Raw genomic sequence first — 19,147 nt, 5'->3', positions numbered from 1 at the left:
CGACAGAGGATGATCGGACATGCCCGATGGTCCTGGTCGTGGGAAACTGTCCCTCTTCGACCGCTGTGAGTCATCGATGCCGCCCGGCACACTTCGCCGGTGACCTATCCAGCGCGTGACATCAACCAGCGTCCGTTGCCCACCGCCGGTGCCGGTCGGCTCGGCCCCGGCCAGAAGGCAGCCGCCTACCTCGGCGTCGGTCTGGCGGTCTTCGTCCTGCTCTGCGGCGGCAGCTCGTTCCTGGCCAGCCTGGTCTCCTCGGAGCCGCAGGCCACCGGGGACGGCCTCACCACGCTCAGCGGAAGCGGCGCCGACGGCGACCGGTCGGCACCGGCCACCTCCTCCGTGCCAGCTACTTCAGCCTCGGCCAGCCCGACCGCCTCCCCGACCGCCTCCCCGTCCCCGACGGCCGCCGCCCCGAGCGTTGCGCAGCCGAAGGTGGAGACGAAGACGGTGACCGAGACGCGCGAGATTCCCTTCAAGGAGAAGCGGGTCGACGACCCGAACCTCGCCAAGGGCAAGACGAAGGTGAAGACCGCCGGTGTCACCGGCGTGAAGACGCTGACCTACCAGGTGACCTACACCGACGGGGTGCAGACCGCCAAGGAGCTGGTCAGTGAGACGGTGACGAAGCAGCCGGTCAGCAAGGTGGTGCGGGTCGGCACCAAGGTCGCCCAGCAGTGCCACCCCAGCTACACCGGTGCCTGCGTGCCGTTCGCCAGCGATGTCGACTGTGCCGGCGGCAGCGGCAACGGTCCGGCGTACGTCAGCGGGCCGGTGCGGGTCGTCGGACAGGACGTCTACGGCCTGGACCGCGACGGCGACGGCGTCGCCTGCGAGTAGGGCCGGCCGGTCGGGCTACGGGACCACCCAGATCCGTGCCCACAGCCAGTAGACCAGCGACAGCAGCGCCATGATCGCGACGAAGGCCAGCGGCACCGCGATCAACGCTGTCAGGATCGGAAACCGGCGGTGCAGCCGTTGCCGCCGCTGCCAGTGCCACCAGGCCCGGCGGACCCCAGGTCCGCCGGGCAGGCGCAGCGCGGCGAGTGCCGCCCGCCGCCGCCAGGTGACCCGGGCCGGCTCCGGGTCGCGGATCCAGTCGGGCAGGGTGACCGGCTGCCGGCCACGCCGGGGCTGACCTACCTCGTCGGTACGCGGACCGGCAGCATCGCGGTGATCGCCGTACATGTCGGCCATGACTTCCTCGCTGATCGAAGGATGTTGGCGTCGGCGATGCCGGGCCATGGCCTGATGGTGACAGCGGTACGCCAGTTTGTCGTGATCATTTTTCCTGGTCCGACCACCCCGACGCCGCTCGAACGAGCCCGGCGGGCTGGGGGCGACGTGAAAACAGTTCTCGCCTACTTGTGAGTAAAGTACTCGTTCGGGAAATCTATTTCTTGACCATGGTGTTTCGGCTTATGGTCTTATCTAAATCCCTGACGCCTTATCTGTGGGGCGGGGAGGTGAAATTGGCGACCAGGTGTTGATCACGATCACAGGCTAGGAGAATGATGAGTTGCCACTCCCCTCAAGAACTGCCAGTCGTTTCATCTGCCGTGACGGCTGGTCGTCGTCGGTGGTCGGTGGTCGGCTCCGTGGCGGCGGTGCTGGCTACGGCCATGGTCTTGGTGATCGGTGACGCCTCTGCCGGTTATGCGAACAGTGGACAGGTCGAGAGTGCGATCGCCGCCGTGTCTGCCGGCGACGCGGGTAGTCGACAGGTTCCGGCCGAGCTGGGTTCCGTGACCGCTGTCGCTGCCGGCACCATGCACAGTATCGCCCTGCGTTCGGACGGCACCGTAGTCGCTTGGGGTGCCCGGAACGATTGGGGCCAGCTCGGTATCGGCACAACAAGAGGGAGCCTGACCCCGACACCGGTGTGCGCCGTCGGCCAGCGGGCGCCCTGCACCCAGTTCCTCACCGGCGTGATCGCCATCGCCGCGGGCGCGTTTCACAGCCTCGCTCTGCTGAGGGATCGTACGGTCGTCGGCTGGGGCTACAACAGGTACGGCCAGGTCGGTAACCGCTCCAATGTCGACGAATATAGTCCGCGGCGGGTGTGCGCGGTGGAGAGCATCAACTTTCCCTGTTTCGAGTTGCTGCGCGGGGTCCGGACCCTGTCCGCAGGTGGTCTGCACAGCATTGCCCAGCTGACCGACGGCACTGCCGTTTCCTGGGGTAGCAACTCCTACGGTCAGCTTGGTGATGGCACGACCGTCTCCCGCGTCACTCCGGTGCGGGTGTGTGCGGTGGGGGAAGTTGCGCCCTGCGCCCGGTTCTTGACCGGAGTCAGAACTCTCGAGGCCGGCGATTACCACACCTTGGCGGCGGTGGACAGCGCACGGGCCATCGCCTGGGGTAACAACTCCTACGGTCGGCTTGGTGATGGCACGACCGTCTCCCGCGTCACTCCGGTGCGGGTGTGTGCGATTGGGGAGGTCGCGCCCTGCTCTCGGTTCCTGAACGCGGTGAAGGCCTTGGCGGCCGCAGGGTCCAACAGCATGGCCCTGCTGGGCGACGGCAATGCCGTGGCCTGGGGCGCCAACTGGTCCGGTCAGCTGGGTGACGGCACCAGGGAGCAACGGCTCACTCCCGTACGGGTTTGTGCCCTGGGTGAGGTCGCGCCCTGCACCCGGTTTCTGTACGGGATCCGGCACATCGCGGGCGGCGACAGCCACGGCATCGCGCAGCTCAGTAGCGGTGGTGTCCTGGCCTGGGGCTACAACGGGACCGGCCAACTCGGTGATGGCACCACTGCCAGGCGCCTGACACCGGTGCGGGTGTGTGCGGTGGGGCAGGTCGCGCCCTGCACGAAGTACTTGTCCTTGATCAGAGCTGTCTCCACCAGCTACCAACATAACCTGGCGCTACAGCCGGACTACACCGTGGCGGCTTGGGGCTGGAACGAGTTCGGCCACATCGGCAACGGCACTTTCGGTATAGAACTGATCCCGGTGCAGGTTCTCGCGCCCAGGCCAGCGCTCCGCTGACCGCCTGGCCAGGCTGGACGGAGGAGCCTCCCCTCACACGGTTACCGGCGCTGTGCCCACCGTCGGATCACGCCTGGTCAGGCCGCCCAGACGAGACAGAACGGGTGGCCGGCGGGGTCGGCGTAGACGCGCCAGTCGGGGCCGGCGCCGTCGAGTCGGGTGGCACCGATGGCGAGGGCGGCCCGTTCGGCCGTGTCGACGTCCTGGACCTGCACGTCGAGGTGGATCTGCTGCGGGTACGCCGGGTCCGGCCAGCGGGGTGCGGCGTACTGCTCGACCTGCTGAAACAGGACTGGCTGCGCGCCCTGTTCGCCGATCATGGCGATGCCGTCCCCCTCGTAGGTCACCGGTTTGCCGAGCAGTCCCGCGTAGAAGTGGCTCAGCTCCTTGGCGTCGGGGCAGTCGAGCATGACGCCCGCCAAGGTGGTGCGCGGCTCGTCGGCTTTTAGACACAGGCAGAACGGGTGGCCGGCCGGGTCGGCGAGGGTGTGCCACCGTTCGTTTCGTTGCAACAAGCTGGCACCGAGCTGCTGGGCGTGGTCGGCCGCCGCGTCGATGTCCGACACCTGGAAGTCGAGGTGGGCCTGCTGCGGCCGGTCCTGGCCGGGCCAGTTCGGCGGTACGTGGTCGACCGCCTGTTGCAGCCCGATCTGCCAGCTGTCTTCGGTGACGAGGGTGATCCAGTCGTCGTCATCGTCGCCGGTGGGGCGGCGTTGCCAGCCGGCGAGCTGTTCGTAGAAGGTGGCCAGGCGGTCGATGTCCGGCGCGTCGATCGCCACGGCCCGCAGTGAGCCGACCGCCTGCCGGTCTGGTCCGGTGGTCATGGCCTGATCCTGCCGACCCCGGCGCCGGCCCGCCACCGGAATTCGGCGTCGACGGTCGTCCTGACCGCAAACATAGGTAGCAAATCCGAGAGATCTTCATGAAGACGACAGCGGACAGTGACGCCTGCGTATCAGGCGCTCCGTACGCTGGGTGGCGAGACTTCCCTGACAATGTCGTAACGCTGCATTGTCGCGTCGATGGCATACCACCAGCGGCAGTGCCGATTCCGTACGGCCAGGGCGCTGACAGGCGCGTCCGTGCGAGCGCTGCCGAAGCTTCACACGGTGACGACATCGGTTCTCGGCTCGTCGATCCAGAGGGACCACCGTCCGGCTGAGACCAACAAACCGTCCACAGACGATACGAGCAACGTTATCCTATGTTTCCGAGTATGCTAACTCCTATGAACGCCGATGTGTTGCTCGCCCGATGCGAACGCAGCGCGAATCTGTATGGCCTCCGGATTGAAGAACGGTCCGACGCCTGGTATGCGACATGGGCCTTCGCGCTCGACCAGCATCGCGCCGGTCGGGAGAAGTATGGCAACGCGGTGATCTACGCGCTTCTGCGTCTCGATGAAGGCTTCCCGGGTTGCCCACACTGCGAAGCGGGATCCTTCGTCAAGTGTGGGCAATGCGCTCGTCTGACCTGTTGGGACGGCGACGCGCGTGTGTGGCGCTGCCGGTGGTCGCCGTGCCGGTCCAGCGGAGTGCCTTCCGGCCAGATCGAGAGCTTCCACCAGCACGGCGACGTCTAACCCTTCGGTGAGGTGGGCTACGCCTCGATTGTGCCTTCTACCTCCCCGAAGTCGATCTTCGTTCCAGGGATGAGGCTGACCGACTGCCCGGTCGCGACCGCCTGGTGAGCCTTACCGGGCACCTGTGCGAGCCACTGGGTGTGGCTGGTGTTCCTCAGGCCGAGAATGCTCTTGGTCGGGTGTTGCGCGACCTCGGCGCAGGCCGGGCCGCCGGCCGCAGGGTCACCGATCTTCGTCAGGTGATGGGCGTACAGCTTCGTGGTCCGGTTCAGAACGATCAGGCGGCTTCGCCCGATGACCAGTCGAACTGGGGGCCGAAACCGTTGTCGGCAGCGCCAGCAGGCGATCTCATGGGGACGCGTCACACAGACAAAGTTCTGGCCCTTGCAGGAGGCACACTCGACCATCGCATCCGCAACCGCCGTCAGAGCCGACTGCCATTCACCGAATGACGGCCGACGGCCGGGGTCGTTGATTCCTTCGGTGAAGACCCGAACGAACACCGTGCGGAGGACTTCGGGGTACAACTTCCAGAACACGGGTGCGTTGAGGTGCACGCCCGGCACCGGACGGTTTGACGAGTCGGACGGGTCGAAGATGAACACCGGGTGTGTGCCGTAGATCCGTCGCATCGCGGCCTCGTCAAACACGTGGATGCGCGCCTCGGCCTTACCCTGCAGCGGGTGGTCGTTCATGAGCAACAGGAACAACAGGACCGCCATCGAGAAGCTGTCGGTCAGGGGAGACGGCTTCCTCTCCTGACGAACGATCTCGGGCGCCATGAACCGCGCGGTGCCGAGCACATGTGGTTTGGCCCGGGAGGATGCGACATTGTCGTTGTCGCAGATGAGGACCTCTCCGGTCTTCGGGTCGATGAAGAGGTTCCCGTCCGAGATGTCGCAGTAAAACAGACCCTTGGCCTGGAGCGCCTTGAACGCCGATACCGTGTGGCTGGCAGCCTGGACCAGCTCGCTGAACCGGATGCCCACCTTGCGGCCCAGCACCATCGGGAGGCCGACGAAGCTCGGTGGCCGCAGCCGCATCACGTAGCCGAACTCGTGACCCTTCGTGACGATGTCATCGGGCCACAGGAAGTGCGCGGACGGGGCTTTCTCCTCGACCAGAGCCGTGATGCTCTCCCGCAGCTCCCGTCGTTGACTCGCCGGGTGGAACCACTTCACCGCGACCTTGCCGCCGTCGGCCAGTCGTGCCTCGTGGACCGTACCCTGTCCGCCGGTCCCCAGCAGCTTGCTGATGGTGACCGGATTTCCCATTGAGCTGTCGAGTTTGTCGCCTGGCTTCAGCATGTTGTCTCGGTCCCGTCTCGCCTGTCACTTTCGAACCAGCTGAACTTTGTCACCTGCGGCCGTCCATGGCGCTCGATCGGACCATCGGTCGCCCACGCCATGGCCACCGACATGTCATCGCCGCTTCCTTGCCTCGACATCTCTGGCAGCCAGCGCTCCAGGTCCGCCGACAGGTCTGCGGTCCCCAGCGCTCGCTTGGCGATGTCGGCGCAGAACTGGAAAAATCCCGCTTGGTTCTCGAACGAATTCGGCACACCGTCGGTAACCAAGATGACCGCGGACGGAACGTTTCCTGGTACCACCGGTACCGTACCCGCGCTGATCCGGTACCTCGCATTGTCGTCGCAGAGCGACGGCGTCGCGTTCGCGATCGCCTCCGCCTGCGGTGGACACAGGTAGCTCGGCTCACCGCCGGTGATCGTCACCATGGCCCCGTCACCAATTTGTAGCCAGTGGATTGCGTCTGGTCCGATCAGGACCCCCAAAGCCGTCGATCCATACGCTCGGAGGTGCCAGTCGCCGAGCCTCTCGGCGTCCCACTCCTGCGGGCTCAGCCCGTACGCGTCCGGATCTGCGGGCTCCGTCTCGCTGGAGTGAACCGACTCGGCATAGGACTCGAACGCGGCGAACTGATCGTGCAATCTTTGCGCTGCGGCAGGGCCCCGCGTCGCGATTACGTGGTCGATGTAGCGACCGAGCCGAACATCTACCGGGTCCAACTCGAATATCCGGGGCGGATCGGCGATCAGATCGTCGCGTACCCGCGCGTACCAGTTCGCGACGAGAAGGTTCGGAGCCTCGCACCAATCGACTTTCGTACTGGCCATCGTCCTCAGGACAGAGGGTTTCTCTTCGAGGTCCCGATAGGAGGAGAACACCTCTTCCATGGCCGCCACCGCGAACTCAGCACCACGTCGGCTCCGGAAGTGCGCCTCGGAACCGTGACCGTCAGCAACCGCCACCAACGCCCACAACCCGGAGTCCCAGCTCCTGCTGATGCTGTCGTCCTGGCACTCGACGTCGCCTCGGTGATGCGCCGCTCCGGTCACCGACACATTTGTTGCCTGCCAGATCCGCGAGACTCCGTGTGTGCCCAACGCGTCGTCCTCCACTAGACACTTCTTTCGGCTCTCCGCTCACCAGACGGCGTCGGCGTCAGGATCGGCAGGGGGTGGCGGAGGCGGCGGAGTGGGAGTTCCGTCGGACGGAACGCTTACAGTCCGGCTCGCTGGTGCCGACGCCGATTTCAGCACGGTCGTCGAGACATACCTGATGTATTTCACCAGGTCGGGGGAGTTACGTGCCGCCAGCGGTTCGATCTCTTGGTGCCCGATGAATTTACGGAGCGGGTCAAGGTCTGCGTCGCCGCCGATCGCGATGGCTATCCGAAGGGCGCGCTTGCCCCACGGCTCCGCCATCAACGCGTCGCACCCGCTGTCGAAATCGTCGGTCGGCTGCCCGTCCGACACCAGCACCACCACCGGGCGGAGCCCTCGCTCGGGCATGTTGCTGACGGACAGCTCCTTCGCCATCGCCTTCATCGCCGCGCCCATGTCGGTGATGCCGTTGACCGGGACGCCCGTCCAATTGAAGTCTTCGACCGGGACCGGCTTCGGCGTCACCCATTGGTATCCCGTGCTGAAGGTCAGCACGCGAACCTCGACTGCGGCGTACGGATTCTCGGCGGCCGACTCCCGCATCGCGGGCAGGGCCTCACGAATAGCGAAGTTGAGCTGGTCGATCTTGTCCCCGGCCATCGATCCAGACACGTCGAGCACCCAGTAGAAGCGCAGCGGCCGCCTGGATATCGCCCCACCGGGCAGGTCCATCATGGTCAATTTGATCCCTCCCCACTCCCGCGACGATCGCGAAGTGGTGCTTCGTTGTCAACAGCGTTCCGCGCCGAGACGGCCCAGGGGACCGTGCGTCGCGTCGATCATCGGATAAATGTTCACCTCGATAGAGCCGGATTTCCTGCCTTCGCGCGGTCGACCACCCCAGAAGGCGCGGCTCCCCACGACTGCTCCGTCGGCCCGGCTGAAAACGGCCGGCACCTGGGGCAAAATCTCCGTGTTGAACGCGTCCGCGTACCTGGTTCCCTCGTCCGGGGAATCGGCCACGCCGAACGACAGAACAATTCCCGCCCTCCGACCGGCCAGATCAGGCTGCGACGTCCGTTTCTTCACCTGCCGCTCGATGGCGGCCAGGTGGGCATCACGAGCAGCGGACGGCGCCCCAGTCAGCAGAGCGGGATCGGTGTCGATCCGTATGCACACAAAGTCGCTGTCGACACCGGGGGGCGGTTCGGGCAACAGGTTCGTAACCTGCGGCGTCGGTGACGCGCTCGGGGTTGCCGCAGGGGTGGGGGTCGCGACAGCGTTCGGCGTTACGGCGCCGCCGGTCTGGGTCGCGAGGAAAACTACGACGAGGACCAACAGCATGTCGGCGAAGACCCAGCCGACGATGCCGAGAAGTCGCGCCGCATTCGGCGCGGTCGGTGAGGTGCGTGGCTGATGCACAGCGGCCCGCTATCCGATCGGCCGGCGTCGGCGCAGCAGCGACGAGATCCGACCACGACGTGGCGCCCCCCCGCGTCCCGGGTTCGACAGGGCCTCGAGCAGACGCCGGCTGGCGTCGAGGTTCTCCGCCAGCTGACGGTGCACCTGATGCAGGTCCGGCAGGACGTGCGGCGGTGTTTCACGGAGCCGGTCGATTGCCTGCGTCAAGGTCGCCGCAGCGTCTCGTGACGACTGTGCCAGGGTGGCCGCAGTGGCTTCGAGTTCCTGCTCGAACCGGCGGACGGTTTGGCTCGTCAGCTCAAGTTGTGCGCGCATCACCTGTTCGGCCGACGACACCATTTGTTCGGCCGCAGCGGACGTACCACTCATGGCATCCGCCGCCGCTCGGCGTTCGGCGAGTTCCCGATCCAACGTGGCAATCATGGCGCCGCCCAGCTTCTCCATCTCACCCGGCAGCTTGGTGAGGGTCTTGAGTAACGCGGCTTCGGTGGCGTCGGCAAGCTTGGCGGTCCTCTTGGCCGCCGCTGCCGCCGCCAGTGGAACGTCGATGACGTGGCCCAGATCCCGTACGAGCACTTCTTGGCGTTCGTACAGGCTGTCGAGCTTTGCGCCCACGCTCTTGACGGCCCCCAGTACGTCGACGACGTCCTTCTGCAGCGCCGGCAACCGGCTATTCATGGTGGTGGCGCCGGAGAGGAGCGACTGCACGGTGGTTTCGAACGTGCCGGTCGCGGCGGCGATCGAGGTGATGTGGGCTTGGAGGCCGTCGGCGCTTCCGGCGACCACGCTCCCCGCGTTCGCCATGGCTCCGGACGCGCGGACGAGATCTTCCACGTTCTGCTTTCCGTGCGCGACAGTGGCCACGATCTCCGACTGCGCTTCCCGGAGATGCTGCAACGTCTGCTCGTAGAGCGGAACGATGCCGGACAGACTCTCCAGGTGCTGCTTGTGCAGGACGTCCACCCGGTCGCTGAACTGCGCGGCGGTCTGGAGATGGTCGTGCAGTTGATTGCGGATCAAAGGCAGCTGCTCGGTGACATCGCTCATCGAATCGACCAGAGACCGTGCCGTGTCGTCGAATCTCCCTGCGGTCGCGCCGATGGACGCCATGTTCGTTGTCAGCTCGCCGACACCGTCGGCGACCCCCTTCGCCGCGTTGGCGAGACCGCCGGTGGCTGCCGTCAGGGCGGTGGAGCTCGCCCTCCCGGCTTCCGCCGAGGCGACGAGTTCCTTCTGTGCGGCGACCAGACTTCGCAGGGTCTCCTGCAACGCAGGCGCCAGCTGGTTGAGCTCCACCAACAGGCGGTCCGGCCGGCTGTCCGCCTGTTCACTCACGGCCAACGCCGCCTCGGTGGCGACTGAGCGTAGCTGCCTGACGATGTCTCGGCGAACCGTGTCGTTCTCGTGGTCCGCGCGTCGCTGCAGCCATCCGCCGGATCCGAAGAGGACCACGACCACGGCGATCGCGATGAGATCGAAGAGCGCAACGACGTCAAGAGTGACCCAGGTCCGATGGCCGAATCCCTGGGTCCACATCTGGAGAAACGACGCGTCCTGAAACCTCGCTTGCTCCTCCTGCGGGGCATTCAACAGGCCTCGGTACGCGTGTACGGCAAAGAATATGCCGCCCCACGTGAACAGAAGCGGAAGGAACAGGGCCAGGGTCCGAAAGAGGTCAAGCACCTCTAGCCGCCGGGTGGCCGTGGCGGACCTGGCGACGACGACCTCGTCCGGATCGAGCTGCCGCAGGATGTCCACGTTGGCCCAGCGTTGGATCTCACCGGCCCGGAAATCCGTCGCCAGGCGATCGAGGATAGTGGCGAGATTGCTACAGGCCGGCTCTTTCGCGAGCTTGTCCAGCTCGCTGGCGATGTCAGCCAAAGATTTCATGGTATGCCGATCGAATCCGAATTTCTGGAGTCACGCGTGGAGCTTTCTTGGTCGCTCGTGGCCCGAAGGTACGCGAGCTCCACGATTTGATAAACAAACGGCTCGGTTCGGGCCGTCCAGTGCCCGCCGGTCCGTCCAACGTATGATGACCGGACTGTGGCGGCCGGCCTCAGGAACAGCGCCACAGGCCAGCCCTAGCGAGCTGGCCAGCCGGCCCTAAAGCTCGCGTACGGCCGGTCGGGCACTCAAGCGAGTGAGGACAGTGTTGATCATGCGCAGCGTCAGCCTTCCTTTCCACCGCAGCAGGACGGTGCGCCGATACGGCGCTCATCCGACGTCACACAGTAACGGCAAGGGTGGCATGCCGGATGCCTACAGACAGGCGACGATGACTGGCTGAACGGACATGCCGCCGACGCTCGATCGGTTGTACGCGCAGGATGACGTACATCGCCGCTGCGTCGACCAGTGAGCTGGTCTCAGCGACGCGAATGTGTTGATTAGTGCGACACGGATGAAGCCGTGAAGCCGGATGCGAGGAACCCGAACCGGCACCGCGCCTGACCTGCTTTCGCACGCGCTGATGGTGCTCGTCTGGTTTCGCAAGGGCGAGGACACCGCGCTGCTCGCCACCGGCTTCGGCGTCTCTTGGGCGACCGCCTACCAGTACCTGACCGAGGGCCTCACGGTCCTCACTGCACAGACCACTGACCTGCACATCGTCCTGAACCGGGCCGCCACCGAGCTGAACCTGCCCACCCTGGCCGACTCCGGCTACGAGAACGCAGGCCAGGGCGTCAAGACCCCGATCAAGCAACTCTCCGATGGCAGCCGGCTTGCCCGCGACAACCGCTGCTACAACCAACTGCTACGCGGTTAGCGGTGGTAGGGCGAACGCGGCTTCGTCATCCTGATTGGACGCTGGAGGACGCTACGTCAGATCACCGGCCCACGCAAGTCGGCGACGTCGTCACGGTACGGTTGTTGACGGCGGTCGCTATGGCAGGGCCGAGTTCCGTACGGCGGGCACGCGGGTTCGGGAGGCGGCGCGATGAGTCCGACGGTGGGCGACAACGTAGGGCGGCTACGTCGACTCAGGGGACTCACTCAGGAGCAGTTGGCTGAGGCCGCCGGGCTCGCGATCGAGACGATCCAGAAGCTGGAGCAGAACAAGCCGGGATCACCACGGATGTCGACCTTGCGAGCGATCGCCGCTGCGCTTGCCGTGCCGACCTCCGTACTGGTCGGGCCTCGTGTCGCCAGCTCGGCGGCCGGTGCCGGGACCGATGACGACGAGATCGCGGTTGGCCTGCTACGGCGGGCGCTGACTCCGGCCCGTGGCTTGAGCGGGATGACCGTCGGTGGTGTCTCGACAGATCCGCCAACAGTGCGAGAACTGCAGATGTCGATTGCCGGGATTGACCGGATCTACCATGGTGACGACTACGCCAGCGCGCTGGCCCGGCTGCCGGTGCTGATCGGTGAGGCGCGCAGCCTTGTCGATGCGAACTCCGGCGACCAGCGGGCTGCTGGCGCGGGGCAGCTCGCTCAGGCGTACCAGATCGCCGGGACGGCGTTGATCCAGCTCCGGCGTTTCGATCTTGCCTATCATGCGCTGAGTCTCGCGCTCGATGTCGCGGACGAGTCCGGAGACGAACTGATCGCCGCGTCAGTCGTCACCACGATGTGTTGGCTGTTCCTTCGGCAGGGCCGGTTCGACGAGGCAGAGCGGTTGGCCCTCGCCACGGCGGACGCGATCGAGCCACGTTTTTCCCGTACGGACCCGACCCGGTTGGCGGTCTGGGGCTGGCTCATGCTGCGTGGGTCGGCTGCCGCGATCCGTGATGGTCGCGCCAACGACGCCGGAGAAATGCTCGACGCCGCCGGTGCGGCGGCGGTCCGGATCGGCGAGCAGCTACCGGCAGACGTGGCTCTCCGCATGCCGGTGACCATGGGTGCCTTCTGTCCGGTGACCGTGGAGATGAAGCGGGTGGAGATGTCGGTCGTAGCGGGCGACCCCGTCACGGCGCTCGCGCTGGCGGGGCGCGTACCTCCGGGGAGCGGCCGGGCCACGTCGGACAACCGGAATCGCCACCAACTCGACCGTGCCTGGGCCAACGCCGAGCGCGGCGACTTGGTCGAAGCGACACGCATCCTGTCCGGGCTCCGAGCGGTATCGCCCACCTGGTTGCGACATCAGCGGTACGCCCGGGACATCGTCACCACGATCCTTACCCGCCGCCGTCGGCCGGTAAGTCAGGAACTGGCCGCGCTGGCTGACCTGCTGGGCTCGGGTTCCTGAGCGTCTTGCACAAATTGTGCCTGCGCCGCTGTGGGCGGCGAGCGAAGTCGTACGCCGCGTACCAGTTGCCGTCCGACCCATCAGAAAAGACGTACGCCCGATGCGTTCACTGCGTGTAGTCGGTGGATGAGTATCTAGTCAGGACAGCGCGAGAGCTGATCGGGTGGGCGGTGATTGTCGAGATGGTTGATGACCTGGTGATGCCGGTCAGTCTTCCTGCTGGGTCGGGCGGTGGGTGCGGATCCACTCGGCGACCTCGTCGCGGTCCCAGATCCGCATCCGGCCGGAGGCGACGAGTGCGACTGGTGCCGGGAAGCTCGCCCGGTTGGTGATCTCGGTGGCGCGGGTGCGCGATACGCCGCCGAGCATCTCGGCGACGTCGGACAGCGCGACCAGCTTCACAAGGTCAAGCTATGCACCTTGCCTCCGTGAAGATTGCCAGTTGCAAGGTTGACGGTGCGCACGTTGCAGGGGATGCTGATGAGGCGAAACCGCCGGTGCCCTTCGTGGGTGTGCCGGCAGGGCGACGCCGTGGGCTTGATCGATTGCGTGGCGAGGAAAACGATCTTGAGAAGGAGGGAAAAGCAGTGATCGTCGAGATGATTCGTGAGCTGGCGGTGCGGTGGCGGGAGTGGCGGGACGGGCGGTCGGCGGCGTCGAAGCGCCTGGCCCGGCTCGACCAGGAGCGGGCGGCGGCCAGGCAGCGGCGGTTGGCAGGCAACCGTGGGCACCGCTGGTCGTCCGAGCCGACGATGCTCACTCCGACGCTGCGTCCGCTGATGACCTACGGCCAGATGGTCGGCTACCGCGTACCGGCAGGGTTGTGATCCTGGTGGACGACGGTGCTGGCGAGTCGGGTCCGAACGCCGACGCCGACGACGCCTACTCCACCCGCGAGTGCGAAACCGACGAAGCGGCCGAGGTGGCTCTCACGCTGCGGTGGAGTTTCGAGGATCTGAAGGCCGAGCACGGTGAGGCCGGTGCCCGCCGGATCCTCGCCGAGGTCCTTGCCCGGTGGCAGGCCAACGGCGGCGAGCCCGTGGCGTTCGACGACTGACGACGGGTGACCGCGTCGGGATTCTTGGGAGAGGGACGGATCGATGTGGGACATCGGGGCGCTGTTCAGCGCGGCGCTGCTGGGCTTCTGCGCCGGGCTGTGGTCGTTCAAGGTGAAGTCGCGGTGGTGTCCGGACTGTGGGCGTACGACGTATCCATTGGCGGATCGGCGTGGCGGGTAGTAGTCGGCTGCTCCGTGCGCCCGAGCCGAGGCCGGGTGACGTCCTGGTCGTCGGTGGTGAGGCCAGTGTGCAGTTCGCTGGTGAGCGCAGGCTGCGGTTTCGGGTCATCTCGGTCGACCCCAAGCCGACGTACGAGGGCTGGCTCTGGGTCACGGGTTATGTGATCGACAAATCCGGTGATGCCGCCGAGCGGCGGGAGATATTCGTGCAACGTGATGGCCTTTATCGTCTGCCCCGGCACGACGGGTCGTAACCCTGCCCGGCGGCCGGGTCGGGCGATGGTCAGGCGGCACGGTTGTAGACCGTGATCGTCAGGTTGATCGAGCTGAATACGGTGTATCCCATCCGGACGTCTTCGCGGTTGAACCGCACTGAGGCGAAGCGGTCTTCGTTGGTGATCGCGCAGGTGTACCTGGTCTCGGGCAGGTCCTCGTCGAGCGTCAGTTCGTACTGCGCCGTCGCCTGCTGGCAGAGATCAGGGCCGTCACCGGTGGCTTCCCGTAGCTCGGCGTTGTTGATCGCTTCGAGGCCGATGGTGCTGAACCGAAGATCGGCCCGGCCCGTCTCGTCGTAGCCCGCGACGTCCCAGTCCGGCGCGAGTGAGTCGAGGTCGATCTCCGTTCTCGCGGAGAGGGGGACGACGGTTTCTGCCCGGTGCACCGTCACCGATGTGCCGCCGGGCGCGGGATCCGGTCCGCCGGCGGTGGGCGACGAACCCGACGAACCCGACGCAGTGGTCCTGGTCGGGCCCAGTGCCGGCGCGGCGACGTCCGGTGCCGCGACGTCCGGTGTGGCGCCCGGACGCACCGACCAGCCGAAGACGCCGGCCCCGATCAGCGCCAGCGCCAGTGCACCGGTGAAACCAAAGCGAGGGCCGCCGGCCGTACGCCATCTGAAAGCGAGCGCGACCCCGCCGACGAGCAGGCTGCCCGCGATGAGCCGCAGCCCAGCGGTGGGATGCTCGGTGAAGAAGGACGCGACACCGGCGATCGACCCGGCCAAAGCCGCTGCCTGAATGAGGCGGTCGACCCAGTTGATCTTTTGCCGAGGTGTGGTCGGATCGGTACGCGGCGACGGTGGATCCACGGTGGCCGACACAGCCCCAGGGTATCAATTTCGGCAGATCGGTACGTCCGGATAGACGACTGGTTTGTCGTAGAGGAGCTTGCTGTCGCCGACGCCACCCTCCTTGGGGATGGGCTTGGCGTTGAACAATTGCAGGAATGTGTTGATCACCGCGGCCAGTCCCGCCGGGATGGTGTAGCCAACGCCGTACGACGCCCAGAGGCCGAGCTGGGCGCTGCGGCACAGTGCGATTGGCGCGCCGAGTGCGGAGCCGATGGTCATCCCGAGGGTGAGGGTCAACTCGAAGTACAGCCCGGCGATGAAGCCGAGCGCGCCGAGCCCGACGTGGAACTTGGCGTGGTAGTCGAGCCATACGCCGTTCACGCCGACCGAGATGCCGGAGATCGAGTCGATCAGGCTCTGGTCGACGCTGATCGAGTTCGGTGCCCGTACGCCGAACGAGCCGTTGGCGTAGCCGAAGCCGATCGACTGGCTCAGCGCCCACTCGCCGGTGGCACTGATGTTGCCGTCCTTGGCACCGAACGCCGTGTTCACCCCGATGACCTGGGTCACCGTCGCGGAGAACGGCACGCCCAGCACTTCGCCGATCGGGACGCTGAAGTCGACCGGGATCGGGATGCGGGGGTCGATGTTGCGGCCGGTCGACGTCGTCGCTTCGATCTCCACCCGCAACGCGGCGGCCCCGTTCACCATGAATTCGGCCCGGGTCACCGTCGCTCCCCGGATCTCCAGATGGAAGCCGGCGGTCGGTGCGGTCATCTTGAGGATGACCTTGCCGAGCAGGCGCACTCCGTTGCTGTCGTAGGTGAAGCTGGCGCCGACCCCGTCGGAGCAGCAGATCGGCGTGGCGGCCAGCCGGCCGACCCTGGCGGCCGCCGGCACCGTGAGACCGCCACCGCCACCGCCACCGCCACCGACCGCACCGCCACCTCCGACGCCGCCGCTGTCGTCGCCGGACTCCGCCCAGTTGGCCGCCGCGTCCGGCATCGGGACCGCAGCCGTCAACGGGACCGGTTCGGCACTGGTGAAGGTGCCGTCCCGGATCACCTCGGTGATGTCCACCGGGCCGAGGGCCACGGCCAAATCGTCGCCGTCGCGCCGGACGTCGACCACCCGGCCCACCGCCCGTCCGGTGAGGAACATGACCTTGCCCGGGGCGAGCCGGTCGGCGTTCTTCGCCGCCGGGTCGATGCGCCAGGTGAAGATGTCCGCGGCGACCGAGCGGACCGCGTCCGCGCCGCCGCCGACGAACACCACGTCCGGTTGGTAGGTGACGTCCGGGTGCGGCGTCGGTGCGGCACCGTACCGCTGCACGGCCTCGGCATTCACCGGCGATGCCGCGTCCGGCTGCGGACCGTCCGCCGGGCCCGCGCCGCCGCAGGCCGACACCGCCAGGAGTACGGCGACGGCCGACCCGATCAGCCGCCGGGAGTTGGTGAAGCGTGATCCCATGACCGACACCCTTCGGGTGAGCCGATGACGGTGGAAGATGGACGGTGGTCAGAGCCGGCCGGCGACGACGCGGGCGAGGTCTTCGAGCGCCTGCCGGTTCTCGGCGGGATCGTTGAGCCGCACCAACCGGATCGAGACCCACTGGCCGGAGATGTGGACGTACACGCTGTCGTCTTCGGCGTATGCCTCGTCGCCGACGCCGGGCAGCTCACGGAATTCGTGCCCGAGCTCCCGGTTGATGTCGAGCATCTTCTTGGCGCCGGGTCCGACGAAGACCTCCACCTGAGCCGTCGGCCCCGTCGGTGGCGAGGTGAACGTGCAGGTCGCTTCGACCTGTCGGGGCGCGTCGAGTGGCGTGCCGGCCAACTGCTCCGCTTCCTGCTGGGTCACCAGGTCACAGGGGTTGATCACGGCCGGCGCGGCCGGCGGGTCGGTCTCCGTACTCGCTGGTGGAGCCTGGCCGGTCGCGGCGCTGTCGTCCGGAAAACCGGTCGGCAGTCCGGTCGAGGTCCCCGCGGTCGACATCCGGCTCCTGATCAGCCCGATCAGCTCGACGGCGACGTCCCGGTCGTCGTCGGGGGCGACGACCTGGACCTCACAGGCCCGGTCGTCGACGATGAACTCGGCGAAGCCGCCGGGAGCGAACCGGATCCCGTCCGGGCCGGGTTCGGTCTCGCCGTACGCCGATTCGGCGGGCAGCTCACCGGAGGCGGCCGTCCCTGGGCTGCCGATGCTGACCGTCACGGAGTGGTAGGTGTCGGGGTTCTCCCACACGCAGACGCTTTCGCCGAGGCCGTCGCCGGGCCCGCCGCCGTCGTGTGCGCCGATGATCGGGGTGACCTCGTCGGCGGTGAGCAGCGTGCAGGCGTCGACCGGCGGTGGCGACTCGTCGCCGGGCTGCCCGCCCGCCGGCTGGCTGGCCGACCCGGCCGGCTGACCGCCGGGGTCGGCCGGTTGTGTGGTGCCGCCCGGCGAGCAGGCGGCGGCCGTCACGACCAGCAGCGCCGTCGTGAGGCCGAAGAGGCCGGACAGAAGCTGGCGAGGCGGCCCGGGGTGCGTACGGCGCGCGGCGCCGACGCGTGGTCCTGGCATGGCTGACCCTTTCGTCGCAGCGGGAAGCCGCCCCGGTCGGGACCGTGCTGGCGGTCCGACGCCGGTCAGGCTGCTCTGAGCATATTCAATAGACACCAGCTAGTCCAGAGACGCTGTCTAGTTAATAACTTGGTAGGGTGACGGAGCTATGGCAGCCGACAACGAGACCAGGCCGACCCGGAAATACCGATCAGCGGTACGCGAGGAGAACGCCCGCCGGACCCGACGGGCGATCGTCGACGCAGCCCGGGACCTCTTCGTCGAACGCGGCTACGCCGGTGCCTCGCTCGCCGACGTCGCCGTCGTGGCCGGTGTCGCCCGCCCCACCGTCTTCGCCGCCTTCGGCTCCAAACCGGCCCTGCTGCGACAGGTCCTCGACGAGGCCCTCGCTGGCGATGACGAACCGGTGCCGGTCGTCGAGCGGCCCTGGTTCCAGCCGGTGCGGCTCGCCGACACCGCCGAAGGTGTCCTCGACGCGTACGCGGAGGTGTGCCGGCTGATCGGCGGCCGGACGGCACGAATCTTCGAGACCGTACGGCAGGCGGCCGACGACGCCGAAGAGGTCGCCCAGGTCTGGGAGACGCTGCTGCGTAACCGCCGGATCGGCGCCACCGGCGTGGTCGCGCGACTGCGCGACCTGGGACCGCTGCGGTACGGATCCGACCTCGACCGGTCGGTGGATCTCGTCTGGTTCTACAACGACCCGGCGCACTACGCCAGCCTGGTGCTGCGCTGCGGCTGGAACGAGACCGACTTCCGGGACTGGCTGGCCAGCCAGCTGAAACACGCGGTCCTGCCGGCCCGGTGACCCTCTTCCGTCGCCCCTGCTCCGGGTGACTCTTAACGAACTCTCATCAGGCTCTCGTCAGGCTTCCACCCGCTTCGGGTGGAATTTGTCGGTCGAGATCGAGGTTGAGCGGGCCGTCTCTGTGAGCTGCTTCACCTTCTGACCGATCGGTCAGGGTTTCTGGGTTCGCTCCGGCATCCTTGGTCGCGGCAGGTGACCTGAGGAGAGGAGGTGGGCAAGGTGACGCAGACCGGCCGGGGCGGCGCAGCGCGGCCCGAGCTACGCGAACAGATCCTCGACGTGGCCGCCCAGCGCTTCGCGGTGGTCGGCTTCCGGGGCGCCTCCCTTCAGGACATCGCCGCCGAGGTGGGCTGCGCCAAGGCGTCCCTGCTCTACCACTTCGACAGCAAGGACGCGATCCTCGCCGCCCTGATGAACCCGGCGGTCGCCAGCCTGGCCCAACTCGACCGGCAACTGGCCGGACTCGACGACGAGACCGCCCGCCGTACCGCGATCGACGGCTTCATCGAACTCTGCCTTCGCTACCAGCGGCAGATCGCGGTGCTCTACGCCGAGATCCCGCAGATGCTGCACCAACCCGCCTTCTGCGACCTGGAACAGATGATCGACCGGCTGCTCGACGCCCTCACCGGCCGGTCCGGGCGCATGGAGGACCGGTTCGCCGCCCTGGTGGTGCTGGCCGGGGTCGCCGCCGCCAGCTCCAAACACCTCGACCTCGACGCCGACCGGCTCCGCCCGCTGCTGGGCCAGGTGATCGACCGGACCCTCGGCGAACCGGGCTCGACGCGCAACCGAGACCTGACGCCAGCTGAGGGCCCGAAGCCCGGCGCCAGCTGAAACCCGAAGTTCCGTAACGACCGACACGACAGAGGATG

General features: G+C 67.1%; 21 protein-coding genes. 10 read left to right on the top strand and 11 right to left on the bottom strand.

What is annotated here, in order from left to right; all coding sequences use genetic code 11:
- The first annotated feature begins 99 nt into the window (after positions 1 to 99).
- Positions 100 to 843, top strand: coding sequence for a G5 domain-containing protein (locus ACN27J_RS19845; RefSeq protein ID WP_421368391.1), 744 nt, complete (start codon positions 100 to 102; stop codon positions 841 to 843).
- A gap of 15 nt (positions 844 to 858) precedes the next feature.
- Here the strand turns inward: ACN27J_RS19845 and ACN27J_RS19840 are convergent, their stop codons facing one another.
- The gene (locus tag ACN27J_RS19840) at positions 859 to 1,200 is read right to left on the bottom strand and encodes a hypothetical protein (RefSeq protein ID WP_421368389.1); all 342 of its coding nucleotides are present in this window, start codon (positions 1,198 to 1,200) and stop codon (positions 859 to 861) included.
- 401 nt (positions 1,201 to 1,601) lie between these two features.
- On the opposite strand from ACN27J_RS19840, the gene ACN27J_RS19835 reads away from it, so the two are divergent.
- Entirely contained in the window at positions 1,602 to 2,996 is a 1,395-nt protein-coding gene (locus ACN27J_RS19835; protein WP_421368386.1) for an RCC1 domain-containing protein, read from the top strand.
- 77 nt (positions 2,997 to 3,073) lie between these two features.
- Here the strand turns inward: ACN27J_RS19835 and ACN27J_RS19830 are convergent, their stop codons facing one another.
- Complete coding sequence (locus ACN27J_RS19830) at positions 3,074 to 3,820, bottom strand: VOC family protein (protein ID WP_421368383.1); 747 nt, start codon at positions 3,818 to 3,820, stop codon at positions 3,074 to 3,076.
- Positions 3,821 to 4,224: 404 nt separating this feature from the next.
- Here ACN27J_RS19830 and ACN27J_RS19825 point away from each other — a divergent pair, with 404 nt between their 5' ends.
- Positions 4,225 to 4,578 (top strand): hypothetical protein, encoded by a 354-nt coding sequence (locus ACN27J_RS19825; protein WP_421368381.1) that lies wholly within the window; start codon positions 4,225 to 4,227, stop codon positions 4,576 to 4,578.
- A 17-nt stretch (positions 4,579 to 4,595) separates the two neighbouring features.
- On the opposite strand, the gene ACN27J_RS19820 is transcribed toward ACN27J_RS19825, so the two are convergent.
- Genes ACN27J_RS19820 through ACN27J_RS19800 form a run of 5 tightly spaced genes read right to left on the bottom strand, consistent with a single transcriptional unit; the run spans position 4,596 to position 10,285 of the window.
- Positions 4,596 to 5,885, bottom strand: coding sequence for a protein kinase domain-containing protein (locus ACN27J_RS19820; RefSeq protein ID WP_421368379.1), 1,290 nt, complete (start codon positions 5,883 to 5,885; stop codon positions 4,596 to 4,598).
- Positions 5,879 to 6,997, bottom strand: a complete 1,119-nt coding sequence (locus tag ACN27J_RS19815; RefSeq protein ID WP_421368377.1) for a protein phosphatase 2C domain-containing protein — start codon at positions 6,995 to 6,997, stop codon at positions 5,879 to 5,881. The genes ACN27J_RS19820 and ACN27J_RS19815 overlap by 7 nt, the downstream gene beginning before the upstream one ends.
- Positions 6,998 to 7,021: 24 nt before the next feature.
- Positions 7,022 to 7,723, bottom strand: a complete 702-nt coding sequence (locus ACN27J_RS19810; RefSeq protein WP_421368374.1) for a vWA domain-containing protein — start codon at positions 7,721 to 7,723, stop codon at positions 7,022 to 7,024.
- Positions 7,724 to 7,771: 48 nt separating this feature from the next.
- Entirely contained in the window at positions 7,772 to 8,404 is a 633-nt protein-coding gene (locus tag ACN27J_RS19805; protein ID WP_421368372.1) for a hypothetical protein, read from the bottom strand.
- Positions 8,405 to 8,413: 9 nt separating this feature from the next.
- Positions 8,414 to 10,285, bottom strand: a complete 1,872-nt coding sequence (locus tag ACN27J_RS19800) for a hypothetical protein (protein ID WP_421368371.1) — start codon at positions 10,283 to 10,285, stop codon at positions 8,414 to 8,416.
- A 541-nt stretch (positions 10,286 to 10,826) separates the two neighbouring features.
- Here ACN27J_RS19800 and ACN27J_RS19795 point away from each other — a divergent pair.
- Positions 10,827 to 11,174, top strand: coding sequence for a hypothetical protein (locus ACN27J_RS19795; RefSeq protein WP_421368369.1), 348 nt, complete (start codon positions 10,827 to 10,829; stop codon positions 11,172 to 11,174).
- A gap of 171 nt (positions 11,175 to 11,345) precedes the next feature.
- Positions 11,346 to 12,596 (top strand): helix-turn-helix domain-containing protein, encoded by a 1,251-nt coding sequence (locus tag ACN27J_RS19790; protein ID WP_421368367.1) that lies wholly within the window; start codon positions 11,346 to 11,348, stop codon positions 12,594 to 12,596.
- Between the two features lie 207 nt (positions 12,597 to 12,803).
- On the opposite strand, the gene ACN27J_RS19785 is transcribed toward ACN27J_RS19790, so the two are convergent.
- Positions 12,804 to 12,998, bottom strand: a complete 195-nt coding sequence (locus tag ACN27J_RS19785; RefSeq protein WP_282232800.1) for a helix-turn-helix transcriptional regulator — start codon at positions 12,996 to 12,998, stop codon at positions 12,804 to 12,806.
- Positions 12,999 to 13,183: 185 nt separating this feature from the next.
- On the opposite strand from ACN27J_RS19785, the gene ACN27J_RS19780 reads away from it, so the two are divergent.
- From ACN27J_RS19780 to ACN27J_RS19770, 3 genes are read left to right on the top strand one after another with little or no spacing between them, the layout of a single operon-like run.
- On the top strand, positions 13,184 to 13,423 hold the full coding sequence (locus ACN27J_RS19780) for a hypothetical protein (RefSeq protein ID WP_421368365.1): 240 nt from the start codon (positions 13,184 to 13,186) through the stop codon (positions 13,421 to 13,423).
- Between the two features lie 5 nt (positions 13,424 to 13,428).
- Positions 13,429 to 13,653, top strand: coding sequence for a hypothetical protein (locus ACN27J_RS19775; protein ID WP_421368362.1), 225 nt, complete (start codon positions 13,429 to 13,431; stop codon positions 13,651 to 13,653).
- A 43-nt stretch (positions 13,654 to 13,696) separates the two neighbouring features.
- Positions 13,697 to 13,834, top strand: a complete 138-nt coding sequence (locus ACN27J_RS19770; protein ID WP_282232797.1) for a hypothetical protein — start codon at positions 13,697 to 13,699, stop codon at positions 13,832 to 13,834.
- Between the two features lie 282 nt (positions 13,835 to 14,116).
- Here the strand turns inward: ACN27J_RS19770 and ACN27J_RS19765 are convergent, their stop codons facing one another.
- The 3 genes from ACN27J_RS19765 to ACN27J_RS19755 are packed head-to-tail and all read right to left on the bottom strand — an operon-like array spanning position 14,117 to position 17,464.
- Positions 14,117 to 14,932 carry a hypothetical protein gene (locus ACN27J_RS19765; protein ID WP_421368359.1) on the bottom strand — a complete coding sequence of 272 codons (816 nt, stop codon included), beginning with the start codon at positions 14,930 to 14,932 and terminating at the stop codon, positions 14,117 to 14,119.
- Positions 14,933 to 14,944: 12 nt separating this feature from the next.
- Positions 14,945 to 16,372, bottom strand: a complete 1,428-nt coding sequence (locus ACN27J_RS19760) for a hypothetical protein (RefSeq protein WP_421368358.1) — start codon at positions 16,370 to 16,372, stop codon at positions 14,945 to 14,947.
- A 48-nt stretch (positions 16,373 to 16,420) separates the two neighbouring features.
- A complete protein-coding gene (locus tag ACN27J_RS19755; RefSeq protein WP_421368356.1) occupies positions 16,421 to 17,464 on the bottom strand; it encodes a DUF3558 family protein in 1,044 nt (347 codons plus the stop codon).
- A 148-nt stretch (positions 17,465 to 17,612) separates the two neighbouring features.
- Here ACN27J_RS19755 and ACN27J_RS19750 point away from each other — a divergent pair, with 148 nt between their 5' ends.
- Together ACN27J_RS19750 and ACN27J_RS19745 are read left to right on the top strand one after the other, a co-directional pair.
- On the top strand, positions 17,613 to 18,272 hold the full coding sequence (locus ACN27J_RS19750) for a TetR/AcrR family transcriptional regulator (RefSeq protein ID WP_278172447.1): 660 nt from the start codon (positions 17,613 to 17,615) through the stop codon (positions 18,270 to 18,272).
- A 210-nt stretch (positions 18,273 to 18,482) separates the two neighbouring features.
- A complete protein-coding gene (locus ACN27J_RS19745; RefSeq protein WP_421368354.1) occupies positions 18,483 to 19,109 on the top strand; it encodes a TetR/AcrR family transcriptional regulator in 627 nt (208 codons plus the stop codon).
- Positions 19,110 to 19,147 lie beyond the last annotated feature (38 nt).

The sequence above is a fragment of the Solwaraspora sp. WMMB762 genome (assembly GCF_049179115.1).
GTDB lineage: Bacteria > Actinomycetota > Actinomycetes > Mycobacteriales > Micromonosporaceae > Micromonospora_E.
The sequence above is the reverse complement of the archived record's forward strand: the minus strand, read 5'-3'. Positions and strand labels throughout refer to the sequence as shown.